Raw genomic sequence first — 16,078 nt, 5'->3', positions numbered from 1 at the left:
ATTAGTTCCCTGCTGCTAAACCTCTTTTAGGTCCGCTTTTCCCACAACATTGTTTATACTTTTTCCCAGAACCACAAGGGCAGTTGTCATTTCTTGCAATTTTCTTTTCACTTGCCATTACTTCTTTTTGAGCAACATTAGTAGTGATATTTTCAGTAGCTTCTTCCATTTGTTCTTTCATTTTTTCAACAGCTTCTTGCTCTTTTTTTGCATCTTCTTGATTTTGAAGTTGAATAGTAAATAGTACTTTAATAATTTCATGTTTAATATTTGAAATTAATTCAATAAACATATTATATGATTCTTTTTTATATTCAACTAATGGATCTTTTTGGTTATACCCTCGAAGTCCTATACCTGTTTTTAATGTATCCATAGAGTATAAATGATCTCTCCATGCATTATCTAAAATTTGTAAGTAAAGAATTCTTTCTATTTCACTTTTTTGTTCAGGTGCTGCCATTTCCATTTTCTTAGCATATACATCTGTAATTATTTCAAGAAGTTTCTTTTCTAATTCTTCATAAGATTCAGATTTAATATCTTCAAGTGTAATAATTAATCGAAGTTCTTCTTTAAACTTAGCAAGTATATATTCATAATTATAATCTTCAGCTGGCATACCATCTATTATTTCAGCATTTAAAAGTGTTGTTTGTACATATTCTAATTTATTTTCATTAAGTTTAGTATCAATATCATAATCTGGTCTTAATAAATCATTTCTAAATTTATAGATAACTTTTCTTTGTTCATTTGCTACATCATCGTATTCAAGTAAATGTTTTCTTGATTCAAAGTGCATTTGCTCAACTTTTTTCTGAGCATTTTCAACTGCACGTGTTACCATTTTTGATTCAATATGTTCTCCATCTTCAATACCTAGTCTTTCCATGATACCTTTGATTTTATCTGATCCAAAGATTCTTAATAAGTTATCTTCTAATGATAAATAGAATTGAGATTCTCCAGCATCACCTTGCCGTCCTGCTCTTCCTCTTAATTGGTTGTCAATTCTTCTTGATTCATGTCTTTCAGTCCCTAAAATTACTAATCCACCAAGATCAAGAATCTCTTGTGTAAGCTTAATATCAACTCCCCGTCCAGCCATATTTGTAGCAATTGTAACTGCACCTTTCTGACCAGCATCTTCAATAATCTTACCTTCTTTTTCATGTTGTTTTGCATTTAAAACTGTGTGAGGTATTTTTTTATCTTTTAAAATTTTATGTAATTTTTCAGATTTTTCAATTGAAGCAGTACCCACAAGTACAGGTTGTCCTTTTTCATTTAAAGCTTTAATTCTATTACAAACAGCTTCAAATTTCTCTGCTTCACTTTTGTAGATTAAATCATTTTTATCAAGTCTTGTAACTGGTACATTTGTAGGAATAGAAACTACATCAAGATTATAAATCTCTGCAAACTCAGTAGCTTCAGTTTGTGCAGTACCTGTCATTCCCGCTAGTTTATCATACATTCTAAAGTAATTTTGGAAAGTAATATCAGCTAAAGTTTGAGATTCATCTTGAATTGAAACTCCTTCTTTTGCTTCTAAAGCTTGATGAAGACCTTCAGAGAATCTTCTCCCCTCACTTAATCTTCCTGTGAACTCATCTACAATAATTACTTCATTATCTTTAACTACATAATCTACATCTTTTTCAAAAATATAGTTAGCTTTTAGGGCTTGGTCTAAATTATGCGATAAAGATGCATTTTCTAAAGAATATAAGTTGTCAACTTCAAATAATTCTTGAGCTTTTGTAGTTCCATCTTCTGTTAAAACAACAGATTTATTTTTTTCATCAACTGTAAAATCACCTGTTGTTATAGGTCTTTCATCAGCTTTTTTAGGTTCGATTAACTCACCTTTTTCTAAAGTCATTGCTATTTCATTTGCTCTTGCATAGTTTGCACTTTTTTGATTTGTTGGTCCACTTATAATTAAGGGAGTTCTAGCTTCATCAATTAAAATTGAATCTACTTCATCAACAATAACAAATGAATGTTCTCTTTGAACTTTTTCTTCAACATCATAATTCATATTATCTCTTAAGAAGTCAAATCCAAACTCATTATTTGTACCATAAGTAATATCAGCTGCATATTGCTCTTTTCTTAAATCATCATCTTTTAAAGTACCAATAATTGCACCAACACTAAAACCTAAGAAGTTATATAAAGGTTCTAGTTCTTGTGCATCTCTTGAAGCTAAGTAATCATTTACTGTAACAACATGTACACCTTTGCCCGTTAATGCGTTTAGTGCTACTGCTAATGAACCTACAAGTGTTTTTCCTTCACCTGTTTTCATTTCTGCAATTCTTCCATCATGTAAAACCATAGCTCCAATTAGTTGAACGTCATATGGCCTCATATTTAAAGCTCTTTTACTAGCTTCCCTCGTAATTGCAAAAGAATCATTTAATACATCATTTAATGATTTTCCTTCATTTTGTACTTGTTCTTTTAATTTATTAAAACTATTTTGTAATTCATCATCGCTCATTGCTTCATACTTACTTTCAAGTGTATTTATTTCTTGAGCTCTTTTTCTATATCTTTTTACTTCTTTATCATTTCTAGTACCAAAAATCTTTGAAAAAACATTTAACATAAAATTAATTCCTTTTTGTTATAATCGCTAGATTATATAAAAATAAAGGTTAAAATATGTTTTATAAGATGATATTTGTATTTATAGTTTTTTTTGCTACGTTTAATGCAGCTGCTGATATTAAAAAATTAGAGACTTTTAAAGCTGATTTTACACAAAGTATCAAGTCAATTAATAATAAAATTATTGAATATAAAGGTGAAGTATTTATAAAAAATACTGGAAAAATTTTATGGAAATATAAAACACCAATTGAAAAGAATGTTTATATTTTAAATGATTTTGCAATTGTAGATGAACCAGAGTTAGAACAAGCAATTTATACTCAATTACAAAGTGAAATAAATATAATAAAATTATTAAACACATCTAAAAAGATAAATGAAAATTCATATATTGCAAATATTGATGATATTGATTATTTAATAGAAGGGTCAAAAGATTCAGATGAAATTGAAATAATTAAATATAAAGATAAACTGGATAATAGTGTTGAAATCAAATTTGAAAATCAAATATCAAATAAAGAAATAAATGACGATATTTTTAAATTTTCTGCACCTGAACACTACGATATTATTAGAAAGTAAATTTTTAGCTAACTTAGATATAATACGCAAAAGGTAAGCTTGACAATAGCTTGAATTAAAATATTCAAGAGGAAAGTCCGGGCTGCAGTGAAGTATGGTTCCATTTAACTAATGGCTAGGGTAACCTAAGGGATAGTGCAACAGAGAATAGACAGCCAATTTTTTGGTGATGGTGAAACGGTGAGGTAAGAGCTCACCAGACTTTTGAGTAATCATTAGTGCTTTGTAAACCCAACTTGCAGCAAAAAGACCTGGTATTTACTTCACATTTTTGGTCTTTGCTCGACTACTAAAGTAATTTAGTAGCTAGATAAATTATTGTCTTTAAAACAAAACTCGGCTTATGAGCTTACCTTTTTTCTAAATTAACTGATTTTTAACAAACTCTAAATAGTGTCCTTCTTCCTCTTCTAATTCTTTATGATTACCTCTTTGAACGATTTTACCCTCATCTAAAACATAAATTATATTTGCATTTTTTACTGTACTTAATCTATGAGCAATTGTAATTACAGTTTTATTTTTTAAAATCTCTTCTAACGCTATAAATAGTTTTGCTTCTGTATGAACATCAAGTGCTGATGTTGATTCATCAAAGATAACAACAGCAGGGTCTGCAATTATCATTCTAGCAATTGAGAGTCTTTGTCTTTGCCCACCACTTAATCTAACACCATGACGTCCTACCTTTGTCTCTAAGCCATCAGTCATTTTTGCTATTACATCATCAAGTTGTGCTATTTTTAAAGCCTTATGAATTTGCTCATCACTTATATTTTCATTTCCCATTGTGATGTTGAATTTTAATGTATTATTAAAAAGTATTGGCATTTGAAGTACTAAAAATATATTTTCTCGTAAACTTTTTTTATCTAGTTTTTCAATACTTACACCATTATAAAAAATATCACCATTTTTCTTTGAATAAAAACCTGAGATTATTTGTGCTAGTGTTGTTTTTCCACTTCCACTTGCACCAATTAATGCTACTTTATCTGCAGTATTAATATCTAAAGAGATGTCATCTAGTATGTTTTTTTCTTCTGTATATGAGAAGTTAAGATTTTTTATTGAGATATTTACTTCTTTATTTTTAACACAAAGTTCTTCATCTCCACTTTTTTCTATATCTAAATCTAAAATTCGATTAATCCTACTTATTGCAGCATTTGCACTTGCATATGAGTATTGAATTGATAAAATATCTTGTACTGGTGTCATAATAAACCAGATATAACCAAACATTGCAAACATCATACCAATTGATAAATCATTATATTCAACTAAAATAAGACCAGTTGCTCTAAAAATTTCAAAGGCAATTAAAAATACAGTAAATGATAATCGTTCATAAGCAACGCTTTTATAATTATATTCATTTGAAGCTATTTGGATATTCTTGGCTTTTTTTATAGCTTCATTAAAGAAATACTCTTCTTTGTTACTTGCTTTTATTTGTCCAAACAAATCTAGTGTTTCTCCCACATTATCTTGAAATTCTTCAATTGCTTGGTTTTCTTCTTTTTTTAAAGCACCAGTTTTTTTAGATATTTTTTTAGATAAAAGCATAATAATTGGTTGAATAAATAGAATCATTAAACCTAATATTGGGTCAATTGCTATTATAACAATAGCAACTCCTATTAGTGTTAAAACAGAAGCTACAAACTTACTTGCGATTGATATTATAAAAGTATCAAGTGTGTTTATATCTGTCACTAAGTTTGATGATATTGCACCTGAACCTAGGCTTTCATATTCATTCATATTAACAAACTTTAAGTGACTTAGTACTTTTACTCTTAATTTATAAGTTACATATTTTGAAATATAGGTAAAAAGTTTTGTGATTACTATTGTAAAAACAAAATGAATTAATCTTAGAAGAATAACAACTAGAGTAACTATTGCTATATAGTAAAAGGCATTGCCAATTCCAAAGGTATCATTTATTATATTTATAAAGAAATCTGGTTTCTTTAGTAATACTTCATCCACTAAAATTGGAAGCATTAAAGGAATTGGAATACTTATTAAAATAGCTATAAAAGTTATAGCTTGACCTAAAAGTAGGTGCTTTTTATTGTCTAAAAGTAGTTTAAATATATTTTTAAAGGAAATGTGTTTATTCATAGTAGTCTTTCTTAATTAAATTAGAGTTAAGTTTTACTATAAATACCTTAATTTAAATTAAATCTATATCCAATTCCTGAAATATTTTTAATTAAATCTTTATATGTTTTCTTTCTCAATTCTTTTACAAGTGATCTTAGTGCATCATGTGTCATAGAGCCTTCCCAAATACTTTTATTAATTTCTTCATATGAAACTGTATTATTAGCTTTGCTTGACATGAATTTAAAAAAATCATTTTCTTTTTTTGATAATATAACTATTTTATTATTTTTTAAAAGAACTTGATTATAGTAATCATAAGAATATCCATTTTGTAAATTTATAATATTAGATTTATTTGCATCGTATGTTTGGATACAGATTTTTAAAGATGAGATTAATTCTTCTTTTTTTATAGGTGCTTGTAAGAACTTTAAAAGACCTATTTTAATTCCTTCGATTAATTGTATATTTTCTATTAGATTACTTATAATTATAATTTGGATTTTTTCATATTTTTTTCTAACTTCTTTAAAATATTCAAGATTATTGTATTCTGAGAATATAATATTCACTTTCTTTGTATTTAATATATTTAATGCCTCATTTAAATCATTAGTTAGAAAGAAGTCTTTAGCCTTGATATTTAGATATTCTATTATAGTTTCTTGATTGAAACCATTTGATATATATAGTACATTTAAGTACTTTAACTCTTTCATTTATATTCCTATTTTTAATAATAAGTAGAGTTATATCATAAAGAGTATAAAAAATAATTTAAATTATTTTTTATGGAGATTGTAAAATAGTAAAAAATCTTACTATTTTACAGGTGCAGCTAACATTTTTTCACAAACTTCTAGTTTCATACCATCATGAAATTCACAGTTAAGACCACATTTATATGTACCATTATCAGTAATATTAAGAATTACTAATTGATTTTCAGACTCTTTTTGACACTCTTGAAGAGTTTTGAAAAATACTGGGCTTTTAATACTTCTTTTATTGTTTGTTTTATCAGGATAAATAAAAGAATTCCATTTTTCTTCTGCTTTCTCTTCTCCGCATGCTGTAAATAGAAAAGCAATTGCTGTTAGTGCTAATAAGTGTTTATACATTAAGACTCTTTTTTTCATTTGATTGTAGTAAAATTATATTTAGAAAAGCTTAAACTATAACATTTTGAAGTGTTTGCTTAATCACGTCAAAATCTTTAAGTTGTTCTCTTAATCTTAAATTTTCTAAATAAAGTTCAATTGCTTTGCTTAATTGATCACTTACTTTTCCCGTTGAGGCTGCTTTATTAATCGTATCAGGTTTATAACCTAACTCATAAGATAATTTTTTATAAGTAAGATTTAAATCTTTACAAACTTGTTTTATTACATTTGGATGTAAATCTTCATATAATTCATCTGTATTAATACTAAATGTATTTGCAGTATTACAAATTATATCTTTTTTAAGAATTAGAATGTTTCTATAATAGTAATGTTTAGAACTTGGTTGAAATAATTTTAAATTCTCTTTTAAAACTGAGATAAACAGTTTTTTACCATCACATCCAATCATTTCATCAAATACTGTAACTAAGCTTTTTTCATTTAAATGCTTAAATGTTTCAATAAACATAAATGAATTGATGTATTTAGTTTTAGTTTTAGACTCTTTATATTCCTCAAATGTAAACTCTATATCTTCATTTTGATATTCTAAACAAAGATTCTCTTTTGGCATATTTGTTTTAATTACGATATGAAAATGTAATATATTGTCTCTATTATTAGAAAAAATATTTATAATGTTTTCTGCTTTTATAGAATATTTTTTTATTAAGGTATTTACAATTTGTTCAACATATTTTATATCTTTATAAGTGTTATCGATATCTCTTACTAAATATGGTGTTTTATTAAACAGTTTTCCTATTTGTGTCATGATTTATCCTAAATCTATTAGTTGTGTTTATACCTATATTATACATAAGAAATGAATGATTTCACTTACTATATCATTAAAAAATGGACAAAAGGAGTAAAAAACTGTTAAAAATTACAGTAATTCTTAGTATGCTATGAAAGAGCTATTTTATTGATATAAAGATGCTATTTTCGCTATACTTAGGTCTTTAACAATTATTACACAGTTGTTATGCTATAATAATAATAAAATAAATAAAGTATCAAAAATGAAAAAGACATTAATATTATTTTTACTTATGATAAGTTTTCTTTTTGCTAAGGAGGATTATTCAGAAATGAGTACTCAAGAATTGATCGCAATTATGGGCTATGTTAAGGCTGAAAATAAGAATAAATTTGTTCAAGAACTAAAATCTAGAGTTTCTACAATGAGTGAAAATGAAAAAAAATCTTATGAAAATAATTTACCAAAGTTGAATAAATAATGAAAACGAAATTGTTATTATTAGAAGATGATTTAACTTTAAATGAAACTGTTGTTGAATATTTTGAAGATGAAGGTTATGAGATAGTTAGTGTTTATGATGGTGATGATGCTCTTTCTGCTATTTATGAAAATAGTTTTGATTTATTACTCTTAGATGTGAATGTTCCTTCTTTAAATGGTTTTGAAGTTTTAAAACAAGTAAGAAAAGAAGGAAATAAAACACCTGCAATATTTATTACATCATTAAACTCAATGGATTCATTAGAAGAAGGCTATGAAAGTGGTTGTGATGATTACATTCGAAAACCTTTTGCATTAAAAGAGCTTCTAATTAGAGTTCAAACAATCATTAAAAGAGAATTCTCTGCGAAAAATGATTTAATACAGATTGATGAAAATATTACTTTTGATTCAATTGCAAATGAACTTATATCAAATGGTGAAATTGTTAAGATTAATTTTAAAGAGTTAAAACTTTTAAAGTTTTTCTTACAACATCCAAATGAACTTTTAGTTCATGATAGAATTTATGATTATGTTTGGGAATATGATGAAGAATATAGTGATAATTCTTTGAGAACTTATATAAAAAACCTTAGAAAGGTATTAGGAAAAGATAAAATTGTTAGTCTTAAAAAGCTTGGATATCGATTTAACCAAGAGCGAGGCTAGAACCCTTCTTGGATTCAGTCTTCTTTACTCTTTTTTAGTTCTTGTAATAATTGGTGGCATTTCTTTTACTTATTATAAGTTTCAAAAAGATTTAATGTTACAAGAAAAACGTCATATACTTCAAGAATATTCAAATGATTTTATTTTTAAAATAAAAGATCTACATGTAAATTTTGATAAATATAAATTTTATCCAAGAGTTAGTCACTTTAATTCAGCAATTTTTGATAGTGATAAAAAGCTTATCTTTTCAACACTAAAAGAAAAAGATATAAAGTTTGACAAAGTAACATATATTTCAAATAAAATGATTCATTTTATAAAAGAACCAGAATCATACTATTTAGGTGCAAAATATGTGATTATTGAAGTACCTGACGAAAATTTATGGTTTATTCGAGTAAAAAAAGAGATTATTACTTACTCTCTTATTGCTTTTGTCTTTATGCTAATACTTGGATATTTTATCTCAAAACTATTTTTAAAACCTATGCGTGATGCTTTACATTTATTAGATGGCTTTATTAAAGACACTACTCACGAGCTAAATACACCTATTTCTGCCATTATTACAAATATTGAAATGATAGATAAAGATAGATTAGATGAAAAATTAAAAAGAAAGATAAATCGTATTGATATTGGTGCTAAAACGATATCCAATATTTATGAAGACTTAACATTTTTAACACTAAATAATAAAATCATATCACAAAATGAAAAGTTAAACTTATCAAATATAATTGAGCAAAGAGTTGAATATTTTAAAAGTTTAGCAACTATTAAGAAAATAAATTTTATTTTAAATATAAAAGAAGATATTTATTTAAATACTGATGTAAAAAAGATATCAAAACTAATAGATAATCTAATATCAAATGCAATTAAATATAATAAAATTGCGGGAACAATAACTGTTATATTAAATGATAATCTTTTAAGTATAGAAGATACAGGAAAAGGTATGAGTAAAGAAAATTTATCAAATCTTTTTGAAAGATATTCAAGGTTTGATAAAAGTGTTGGAGGCTTTGGAATAGGGCTTAATATAGTTTCTTTAATAGCTAAAGAGTATAACTTAGATATTAAAGTAGAATCTGAACTTACAAAAGGAACAAAAGTGGAGGTAATATGGCAAAATTAATACTAGGAATAATTCTTTTTTCTTCTTTTTTACAAGCTGCAAAGATTAAAACTATATATGAAAGTAATTGTATTAAGTGTCATAAAAAACTTCCTGTTTCAATTGATAAATACTTTTATAGATATTTATTAAAATATAGTAGTGAAAAAAATGTAAAAAATGCAATGTTCTCTTTTTTAAAAAAACCAGAAAAAGACAGAACTATAATGCCTGAAGCTTTTATTAAAAGATTTGGTATTAAGAAAAAGAGTAAACTAAGTGATGAAAAATTAAATGAAGCCTTAGATATTTACTGGGAAAAATACAAAGTTTTTGGAAAATTAAAATAAAAAATCTCCACAATAAGTACACTATTTAAAAATATACTTCTTGAAGTTTAATTACAAAAGGAGTTCAAAATGAATAAAATATTGCTATCACTTTTAATATGTGGCTCTTTTGCTTTTGCAAAACAACATACAACTTATTTTCATGCTCACGTAACGCATAGTGAACCTGTATATGAATATAGAGATAATAGAAATCATAATAAAAAGAATTTTAATAATACAAGATATGAGATTACAAATTATGGTGATAATTATAATAGATATAAAAGAAATGGGAAACAAAAAGTCTTAGTAGGATATAAAAACTATTTTGTTTATAAAAATAGAGAATTTCATAAATTTTCAAATCATAGAAAAAATAGAATAAAAATCACAGAAACAATAAACTTTTAACTCAAGTTTTAACTTGAGTTAAAGTGATTTAAAATACTTTAGCTTAGCAATCTTCCAACAGTTTGTTGATTTATATTATTTGCTTGTGCTGATGCAAAAGCTCCAATTTGTGCTAAAACATTTTGTTTAGAAAAATTAGCCGATTCTTTTGCATAATCTGTATCAAATACAGAGTTTGCTTCTAGAGTTTGATTTTTCTGAGTTAATAAGTTCCTTGTTGAACTTTCCAATTGATTAGTAACTGCTCCAAATTCGCTTCTTATATCACTTAATCCCGTAATAGCTTCATCCACATCATCTAAGAAAGCTCTAGCATCGCTTGCACTAAAACTACTAGCATTTTGATTTAAAAGAGCACTTAATCCAAGACCTTCTGTATTTGATTGAATTCCTGTTGAATCAATTATATCAGAATTTTCATTTCCAGCTTGAAATTGTAAATCATTACTTGCACTATTATCTGTTTGGCTATTTTGTAATAAAGTATTACCATTATAGTTTGTACTACTAGCAATATTATCAAATTGTTCTAATAATCCTTTAACATCTTTTAAAATAGCATCTCGACCTTCTTGACTAGTTGTGTCAGTTGAGGCTTGTAACAATTTCTCTTTAACATTATCTAAAATGCTTGATTGTTCTTTAGTAGCACCATCTGCTATTTGAGTTAAAGCTATTGCTGAATTACTATTTTCAATTGCCTGAGTATATCCATTTGCCTGAGCTTGTAAGTTATTTGATATTGCTAAACTTGAAGCGTCATTACTTGCTTGATTTAATGTAATACCTGTTGCAATTCTATTTAAAGATTGATTTGCATTTAAATATACATCTGCATTTATTTGAGAGTTGTTTCCTACTTGCATAGTGACTCCTTTATTTACCTTTACACATTGTATAACTAGTAATATTAAAATATTATTAACTGTTGAAATTATTTTAAAATTACTTCGATATAATATTAAAAGTATATTATATAGGTTACTGATGAATATAAAAAAAGAATTAGATGAGATTATACTTTTAATAAATAAAAATTATTTCCTAATTGCTCATGATAAAACTGAGGATTTATGGAGAGAGTATAAAAATAATAAGAATACAAGAACTGAATCATTTATATTAAAAGCTTTTGTAAATGCCTTTGCTTTTTTTGAATTAATAAGTATGCAAAGATATGAGCATGCAGATAAAATATGGCAACTTTTTAAGAAATATGAGCCTTTAATAGATGAATTAAACTCAATAAATATACTAGAATATAAAAATATACAAGAATTAATTTATAAAAAAAGAAGAAAAAGAAAATATGATAATACTAGATTTTGAAACAAATTCACAAAATATTGGTGATGTAATAGAAGTAGCAGCTGTAAAATTAAAAAAAATAGATGGAGTTTTTAAAATAATAGATAAATTCCATAGATATTATCTATCTAGATATAGTGTAAATCCATATTCATATGAAGTACATAAACTCACCCCTGAACTTATATTAGAACATAGAAAAGATATGGATTATTCTTCATATTTTACTGAGGATGTAGATTTTGTTGAATTTTGTGATGATTGTGAGACATTAGTAGCACATAATATCTCTTTTGAATTAAGACACTTAAATAGAATGGTAAAATTTGAAAATCATTTTTGTACGATGAAAGAGAACAAAAAAATAGTAAAAGCTTTAAATAAAAATGGAAATATTAAAAACCCCAAATTGGATGAAACTTGTATCTTTTATGAAATTGATTTTGATACTGTAAAATATCATAGTGCTACATATGATGTTTCTAAAACTTATGAGATATTAAAAAGAATGAAAGTAATATGAAATAGTTAAAGTAGTATAAAAATAAAATATCTTTACGATATTTTATTTTCTAAAATTTCTGTTTTCATCTCTTTTTGTAGTTTTTTTAGATACTTTTTGTTTTGCTTTTTGTGTAGTTTTCTTAGTAGTCTTTGGTTTCCCAAATTTATCTTTTAAACCCTTTTTTTGACTTAAAGGTCTTCTTTTATGTACAAATATTCTAGGTTTTTTCTCTGAAGGTTCGAAATCATCTACGGTTTCTCTTCCTAAGTCAAGAATTAACTCTTTCTCAATTTCTTTCATCATCTTATAATCTTTTACACTTAATAATGTAATTGCTAATCCTGATTGTCCTGCACGACCTGTTCTTCCGATTCTGTGTGTATAATCACTTACTGTTTCTGGTAATTCAAAGTTTACAACAAGTGGAAGCATTTGAATATCAATCCCACGAGCAGCAATATCAGTTGCTACTAAAACTCTGTTATCCCCTGATCTAAATTTTCTTAAAGCTTTTGCCCGTGCTGTTTGTCTAATGTCTCCATGAATACAAGAAGCTGGTAAACCATCAAGATTTAAGTGCTCTACTAAACCATCTGCTTCTTTTTTTGTATTTACAAAAACTAAAACTTGTGAGTAGTTTTCTGAACCTATAATATAAGATAATAATTCAGCTTTTTTATCTGGATCTACTTCAATTACTCGTTGTACAATCTTTTTAACACTTGATCTTTGAGATGACACTTCCACAACAACAGGATCTTTTAAAAACTCTTTTGCAAGTTTTTTAACATTTTGTGTCATTGTTGCTGAATACATTAAAATTTGTCTAGTTTGGTTTGCTTCTAGAAAAATTGCTTCAATATCATGTAAAAAACCCATATCAAGCATAGTATCAACTTCATCTACAACTAAAGTTGTAACAGAAGATAAATCAACAGTTTTATTTCTAATATGCTCTTGTAATCTTCCCGGAGTTGCTACTAAAATATCTAATCCACGAGCAATTTTCTTAGCTTGAGTAGTAGATGAAACACCACCATATACAACAGTCTTTTCAATTCTGATGTATTTTGAGAAGTCTTCAATTACTTTTGATATTTGGTTTGCTAGTTCTCTTGTTGGAACAATAATTAATGCTCTTAAAGTCTTATCTTTAAGTCCTTGTTCATTTTCATGTATTTCATTTAAAATAGGTAATAAAAATGCTGCTGTTTTTCCAGTACCACTTTGTGCGGCTGCTAGAATATCTTTTTTCTTTAGTGCTATTGGTATAGACTTTTGTTGTATTTCCGTTGCTTTTTCAAACTCTAAATCTTTTAACGCATCGATTAATAGAGAATTTAAGTTCATAGAAGTAAATGTTTTGATAACAATTCCTTTGTTTTATATATTTTGCGATTATATCCAAATTTTCAAGATTTTTAACCAAAGTTTAAAAAAGTTAGATTATAAGGATATTTTCATATAATACTTTATATGAAAAAACTACCAATAAATGATGTCTTAGATGATATAAAAAATGTATTAAATAAAAACGCAAGATTAATTTTAGAAGCACCAGCAGGTGCTGGAAAAAGTACTCTTGTACCAATTTCTTTACTTAAAGAAACATGGCTTAACGATAAGATTATTATCATGTTAGAACCTAGACGAATGGCAGCACGTGCACTTGCTTTTCAAATGTCAAAATTACTTAATGAAAAAGTAGGTGAAAGTGTAGGGTATCAAGTAAAAATGGATTCTTGTTATTCTAAAAATACAAAAATATTAGTAGTAACAGAAGGTATATTAGTAAAAAAAATACAAAGTGATGAAGCTTTAGAAAATGTTGCTTTAATAATTTTTGACGAGTTTCATGAACGAAGTATATATACAGATTTATCACTTGCTTTGTCTTTACAAGTACAGGAAATATTAAGAGATGATTTGAAAATCATGCTTATGTCAGCAACATTAAACTCAAAAGAATTAGTTTTTTTACTTGAAGATACTCCTATAATTACAAGTAAAGGAAAAATGTATGATGTTGAAAACATATATTTATCTGAAAATATAAAACATCCTAGTAAAAATGATTTAAATAAAATAGTTTTAAATACAATTTTAAAATCAATCAAAGAAGATGAGGGCGACATCTTGGTTTTTTTAGCAGGAGTTAAAGAAATAAAAGAGTTAGAAGAGAAATTAAAGTCTGAAAAGATAAAGGTTTTTCCTTTATATTCAAATCTTTCAAAAGAAGGGCAAGAAAAAGCAATATATAATCGCGAAAATAGAAAAGTAATTTTATCTACAAATATAGCTCAAACTTCACTTACAATTGAAGGTATAAAAGTAGTAATAGATAGTGGGATGGAAAAACAAATAAGATATAATCCTTCAAATGATATGGATCATTTAGAATATAGTTTTATTTCTCAAGATTCATCAATTCAAAGAGAAGGACGAGCAGGAAGATTAAGCAAAGGAAAATGTTATAAGTTATGGCATAAAAATAGGGTTTTAGAAGATTCAAGTAAACCTGAAATACTAAGAGCTGATTTGTCAAGTTTACTTTTAGACTTAGCTTTTTTTGGAGTTAAAGATTTTGAAGAGTTGAAGTTTTTGAATATCCCATCTTCACAGATTATTGAATCTTCTTCAAAACTATTGCAAAACATTAATATGCTAGATGATAAAAAAAATATTACAAACTTTGGAAAAGAAGCTATATCTTTAGGTATTCATCCTAGGTTTGCAAATATGATATTAAAAGCAAATGAATTAGGTTTTGCTTATGATGCTTGTTTATTAGCTTCTATGTTAATTGAAAAAGATATTTTTTCAAAACAATTCTCTTCTTGTGATATTTATGAAAGATATATAGTTTTAAAAGAAAAAGATTTTTATAATGCGAATAGTTATATAGCGAAAGAAGTTTTAAATCAAGCAGAATATTTTTATAAAAAATTAAAAAAATTAAAAAGAATTAAAGATGAAAGAAAGTCTTTGGCTAAAAATTTAATAGGAGTTTTACTTCTTTTTGCATATCCAAATAGATTAGCAAAATTAAGAGTTAAAAATGAAAATAAATACAAACTAAGTAATGGTAAAGGTGCTATTATAAATCTAAAAGATACACTTTTCAATAGTGAATATTTAGTAGTTCCTAATATAAATGCAAAAGAAAAAGATTCTATTATTCATCTAGCTTCTATTATTTTATTTGAAGATATAAAGAAATATTTTTCTTCATATATTTACAACAAAGATGTAATCGCTTATAAGAAAGAGTTAAATAAACTTGATATAAAAACTGTTACATATTTTTTTGAACTTGAAATATTTTCATCTATAAGTACAAATATTGCAAATAATAAATATCCTCTTTTATTTATTGATTTAATAAAAAAAGAGGGATTAAAACTTTTAACTTGGAATAAAAAAGCAAAGGATTTAATATTAAGAGTTAATTTTATTAATGAAAATAAAAAAGAGTTTGAATTAGATATAAGCTTGCCATATTTTGATGATGAAAATTTATTAAAAAATATTAGTGACTATTTAGGTCCATATTTAGAGAATGTAAGAACAATAAAACACTTAGAACAAATAGATACTTTTTCGATGTTAAAAAGTTTGATTCCTTGGGATAGTATGCAAAAGCTTGATAATTTAGCTCCAAGTAGTATTAAAGTTCCTAGTGGTTCAAATATAAATATTGATTATTCAAATATAAAAACTCCTGTATTAGCTGTAAAAATTCAAGAAATATTTGGTTTAAATATCACACCAAAAATTTTAAATAATAAAATTCTACTACAAATACATCTTCTTACACCAGCTTTAAGACCAATACAAATTACATATGACTTAGAAAGCTTTTGGGCAAATTCATATAGTGAAGTAAGAAAAGAGTTAAGAGGAAAATATAAAAAGCATTACTGGCCGGAAAATCCTTTAGAAGCAATAGCTACACGGAAAACTAAAAAGTTTATGTAGCTACCTATT

At 25.9% G+C, this 16,078-nt stretch carries 16 protein-coding genes and 1 other RNA gene; 10 read left to right on the top strand and 7 right to left on the bottom strand.

Annotation, left to right across the window (positions count from 1 at the left end):
- Nucleotide 1 precedes the first annotated feature (1 nt).
- On the bottom strand, nt 2-2,620 hold the full coding sequence (gene secA / locus KO488_RS02350) for a preprotein translocase subunit SecA (protein WP_216057183.1): 2,619 nt from the start codon (nt 2,618-2,620) through the stop codon (nt 2-4).
- Between the two features lie 56 nt (nt 2,621-2,676).
- Between secA and lolA the strand changes: the two genes are divergently transcribed.
- Both lolA and rnpB read left to right on the top strand, forming a co-directional pair.
- A complete protein-coding gene (lolA, locus tag KO488_RS02345) occupies nt 2,677-3,210 on the top strand; it encodes a LolA-like outer membrane lipoprotein chaperone (protein ID WP_216057182.1) in 534 nt (177 codons plus the stop codon).
- Nucleotides 3,211-3,240: 30 nt separating this feature from the next.
- Nucleotides 3,241-3,570, top strand: an RNA gene (gene rnpB / locus KO488_RS02340) — RNase P RNA component class A.
- Here rnpB and KO488_RS02335 read toward each other — a convergent pair.
- The 4 genes from KO488_RS02335 to KO488_RS15160 form a co-directional block, all read right to left on the bottom strand.
- Complete coding sequence (locus KO488_RS02335; protein ID WP_216057181.1) at nt 3,571-5,343, bottom strand: ABC transporter ATP-binding protein; 1,773 nt, start codon at nt 5,341-5,343, stop codon at nt 3,571-3,573.
- A 47-nt stretch (nt 5,344-5,390) separates the two neighbouring features.
- Nucleotides 5,391-6,047, bottom strand: coding sequence for a winged helix-turn-helix domain-containing protein (locus tag KO488_RS02330; RefSeq protein WP_216057180.1), 657 nt, complete (start codon nt 6,045-6,047; stop codon nt 5,391-5,393).
- Nucleotides 6,048-6,149: 102 nt separating this feature from the next.
- Entirely contained in the window at nt 6,150-6,449 is a 300-nt protein-coding gene (locus KO488_RS02325; RefSeq protein ID WP_216057179.1) for a hypothetical protein, read from the bottom strand.
- Nucleotides 6,450-6,498: 49 nt separating this feature from the next.
- Nucleotides 6,499-7,269, bottom strand: coding sequence for a hypothetical protein (locus KO488_RS15160; RefSeq protein ID WP_228318970.1), 771 nt, complete (start codon nt 7,267-7,269; stop codon nt 6,499-6,501).
- A 319-nt stretch (nt 7,270-7,588) separates the two neighbouring features.
- Between KO488_RS15160 and KO488_RS02315 the strand changes: the two genes are divergently transcribed.
- From KO488_RS02315 to KO488_RS02295, 5 genes are all read left to right on the top strand, one after another.
- Nucleotides 7,589-7,738, top strand: a complete 150-nt coding sequence (locus tag KO488_RS02315; RefSeq protein WP_266099285.1) for a DUF1104 domain-containing protein — start codon at nt 7,589-7,591, stop codon at nt 7,736-7,738.
- Nucleotides 7,738-8,412 carry a response regulator transcription factor gene (locus KO488_RS02310; protein ID WP_216057177.1) on the top strand — a complete coding sequence of 225 codons (675 nt, stop codon included), beginning with the start codon at nt 7,738-7,740 and terminating at the stop codon, nt 8,410-8,412. The genes KO488_RS02315 and KO488_RS02310 overlap by 1 nt, the downstream gene beginning before the upstream one ends.
- A 94-nt stretch (nt 8,413-8,506) precedes the next feature.
- Complete coding sequence (locus KO488_RS02305; protein WP_228318969.1) at nt 8,507-9,556, top strand: sensor histidine kinase; 1,050 nt, start codon at nt 8,507-8,509, stop codon at nt 9,554-9,556.
- Nucleotides 9,544-9,885 (top strand): hypothetical protein, encoded by a 342-nt coding sequence (locus tag KO488_RS02300; RefSeq protein WP_216057175.1) that lies wholly within the window; start codon nt 9,544-9,546, stop codon nt 9,883-9,885. The genes KO488_RS02305 and KO488_RS02300 overlap by 13 nt, the downstream gene beginning before the upstream one ends.
- Nucleotides 9,886-9,954: 69 nt before the next feature.
- On the top strand, nt 9,955-10,278 hold the full coding sequence (locus tag KO488_RS02295) for a hypothetical protein (protein ID WP_216057174.1): 324 nt from the start codon (nt 9,955-9,957) through the stop codon (nt 10,276-10,278).
- 38 nt (nt 10,279-10,316) lie between these two features.
- Here the strand turns inward: KO488_RS02295 and KO488_RS02290 are convergent, their stop codons facing one another.
- Nucleotides 10,317-11,144, bottom strand: coding sequence for a flagellin (locus KO488_RS02290; protein WP_216057173.1), 828 nt, complete (start codon nt 11,142-11,144; stop codon nt 10,317-10,319).
- A gap of 121 nt (nt 11,145-11,265) precedes the next feature.
- On the opposite strand from KO488_RS02290, the gene KO488_RS02285 reads away from it, so the two are divergent.
- Together KO488_RS02285 and KO488_RS02280 are read left to right on the top strand one after the other, a co-directional pair.
- Entirely contained in the window at nt 11,266-11,607 is a 342-nt protein-coding gene (locus KO488_RS02285) for a DUF309 domain-containing protein (RefSeq protein ID WP_216057172.1), read from the top strand.
- Nucleotides 11,588-12,109, top strand: coding sequence for a 3'-5' exonuclease (locus KO488_RS02280; RefSeq protein WP_216057171.1), 522 nt, complete (start codon nt 11,588-11,590; stop codon nt 12,107-12,109). The genes KO488_RS02285 and KO488_RS02280 overlap by 20 nt, the downstream gene beginning before the upstream one ends.
- A 42-nt stretch (nt 12,110-12,151) precedes the next feature.
- Here KO488_RS02280 and KO488_RS02275 read toward each other — a convergent pair whose 3' ends face one another.
- Nucleotides 12,152-13,441 carry a DEAD/DEAH box helicase gene (locus tag KO488_RS02275; protein ID WP_216057170.1) on the bottom strand — a complete coding sequence of 430 codons (1,290 nt, stop codon included), beginning with the start codon at nt 13,439-13,441 and terminating at the stop codon, nt 12,152-12,154.
- A 126-nt stretch (nt 13,442-13,567) separates the two neighbouring features.
- Between KO488_RS02275 and hrpB the strand changes: the two genes are divergently transcribed.
- The gene (gene hrpB / locus KO488_RS02270; RefSeq protein WP_216057169.1) at nt 13,568-16,069 is read left to right on the top strand and encodes an ATP-dependent helicase HrpB; all 2,502 of its coding nucleotides are present in this window, start codon (nt 13,568-13,570) and stop codon (nt 16,067-16,069) included.
- Nucleotides 16,070-16,078: the final 9 nt, after the last annotated feature.

This window comes from Poseidonibacter lekithochrous (assembly GCF_018861145.1).
GTDB classification, from domain to species: Bacteria; Campylobacterota; Campylobacteria; order Campylobacterales; family Arcobacteraceae; genus Poseidonibacter; species Poseidonibacter lekithochrous_A.
The sequence above is the reverse complement of the archived record's forward strand: the minus strand, read 5'-3'. Positions and strand labels throughout refer to the sequence as shown.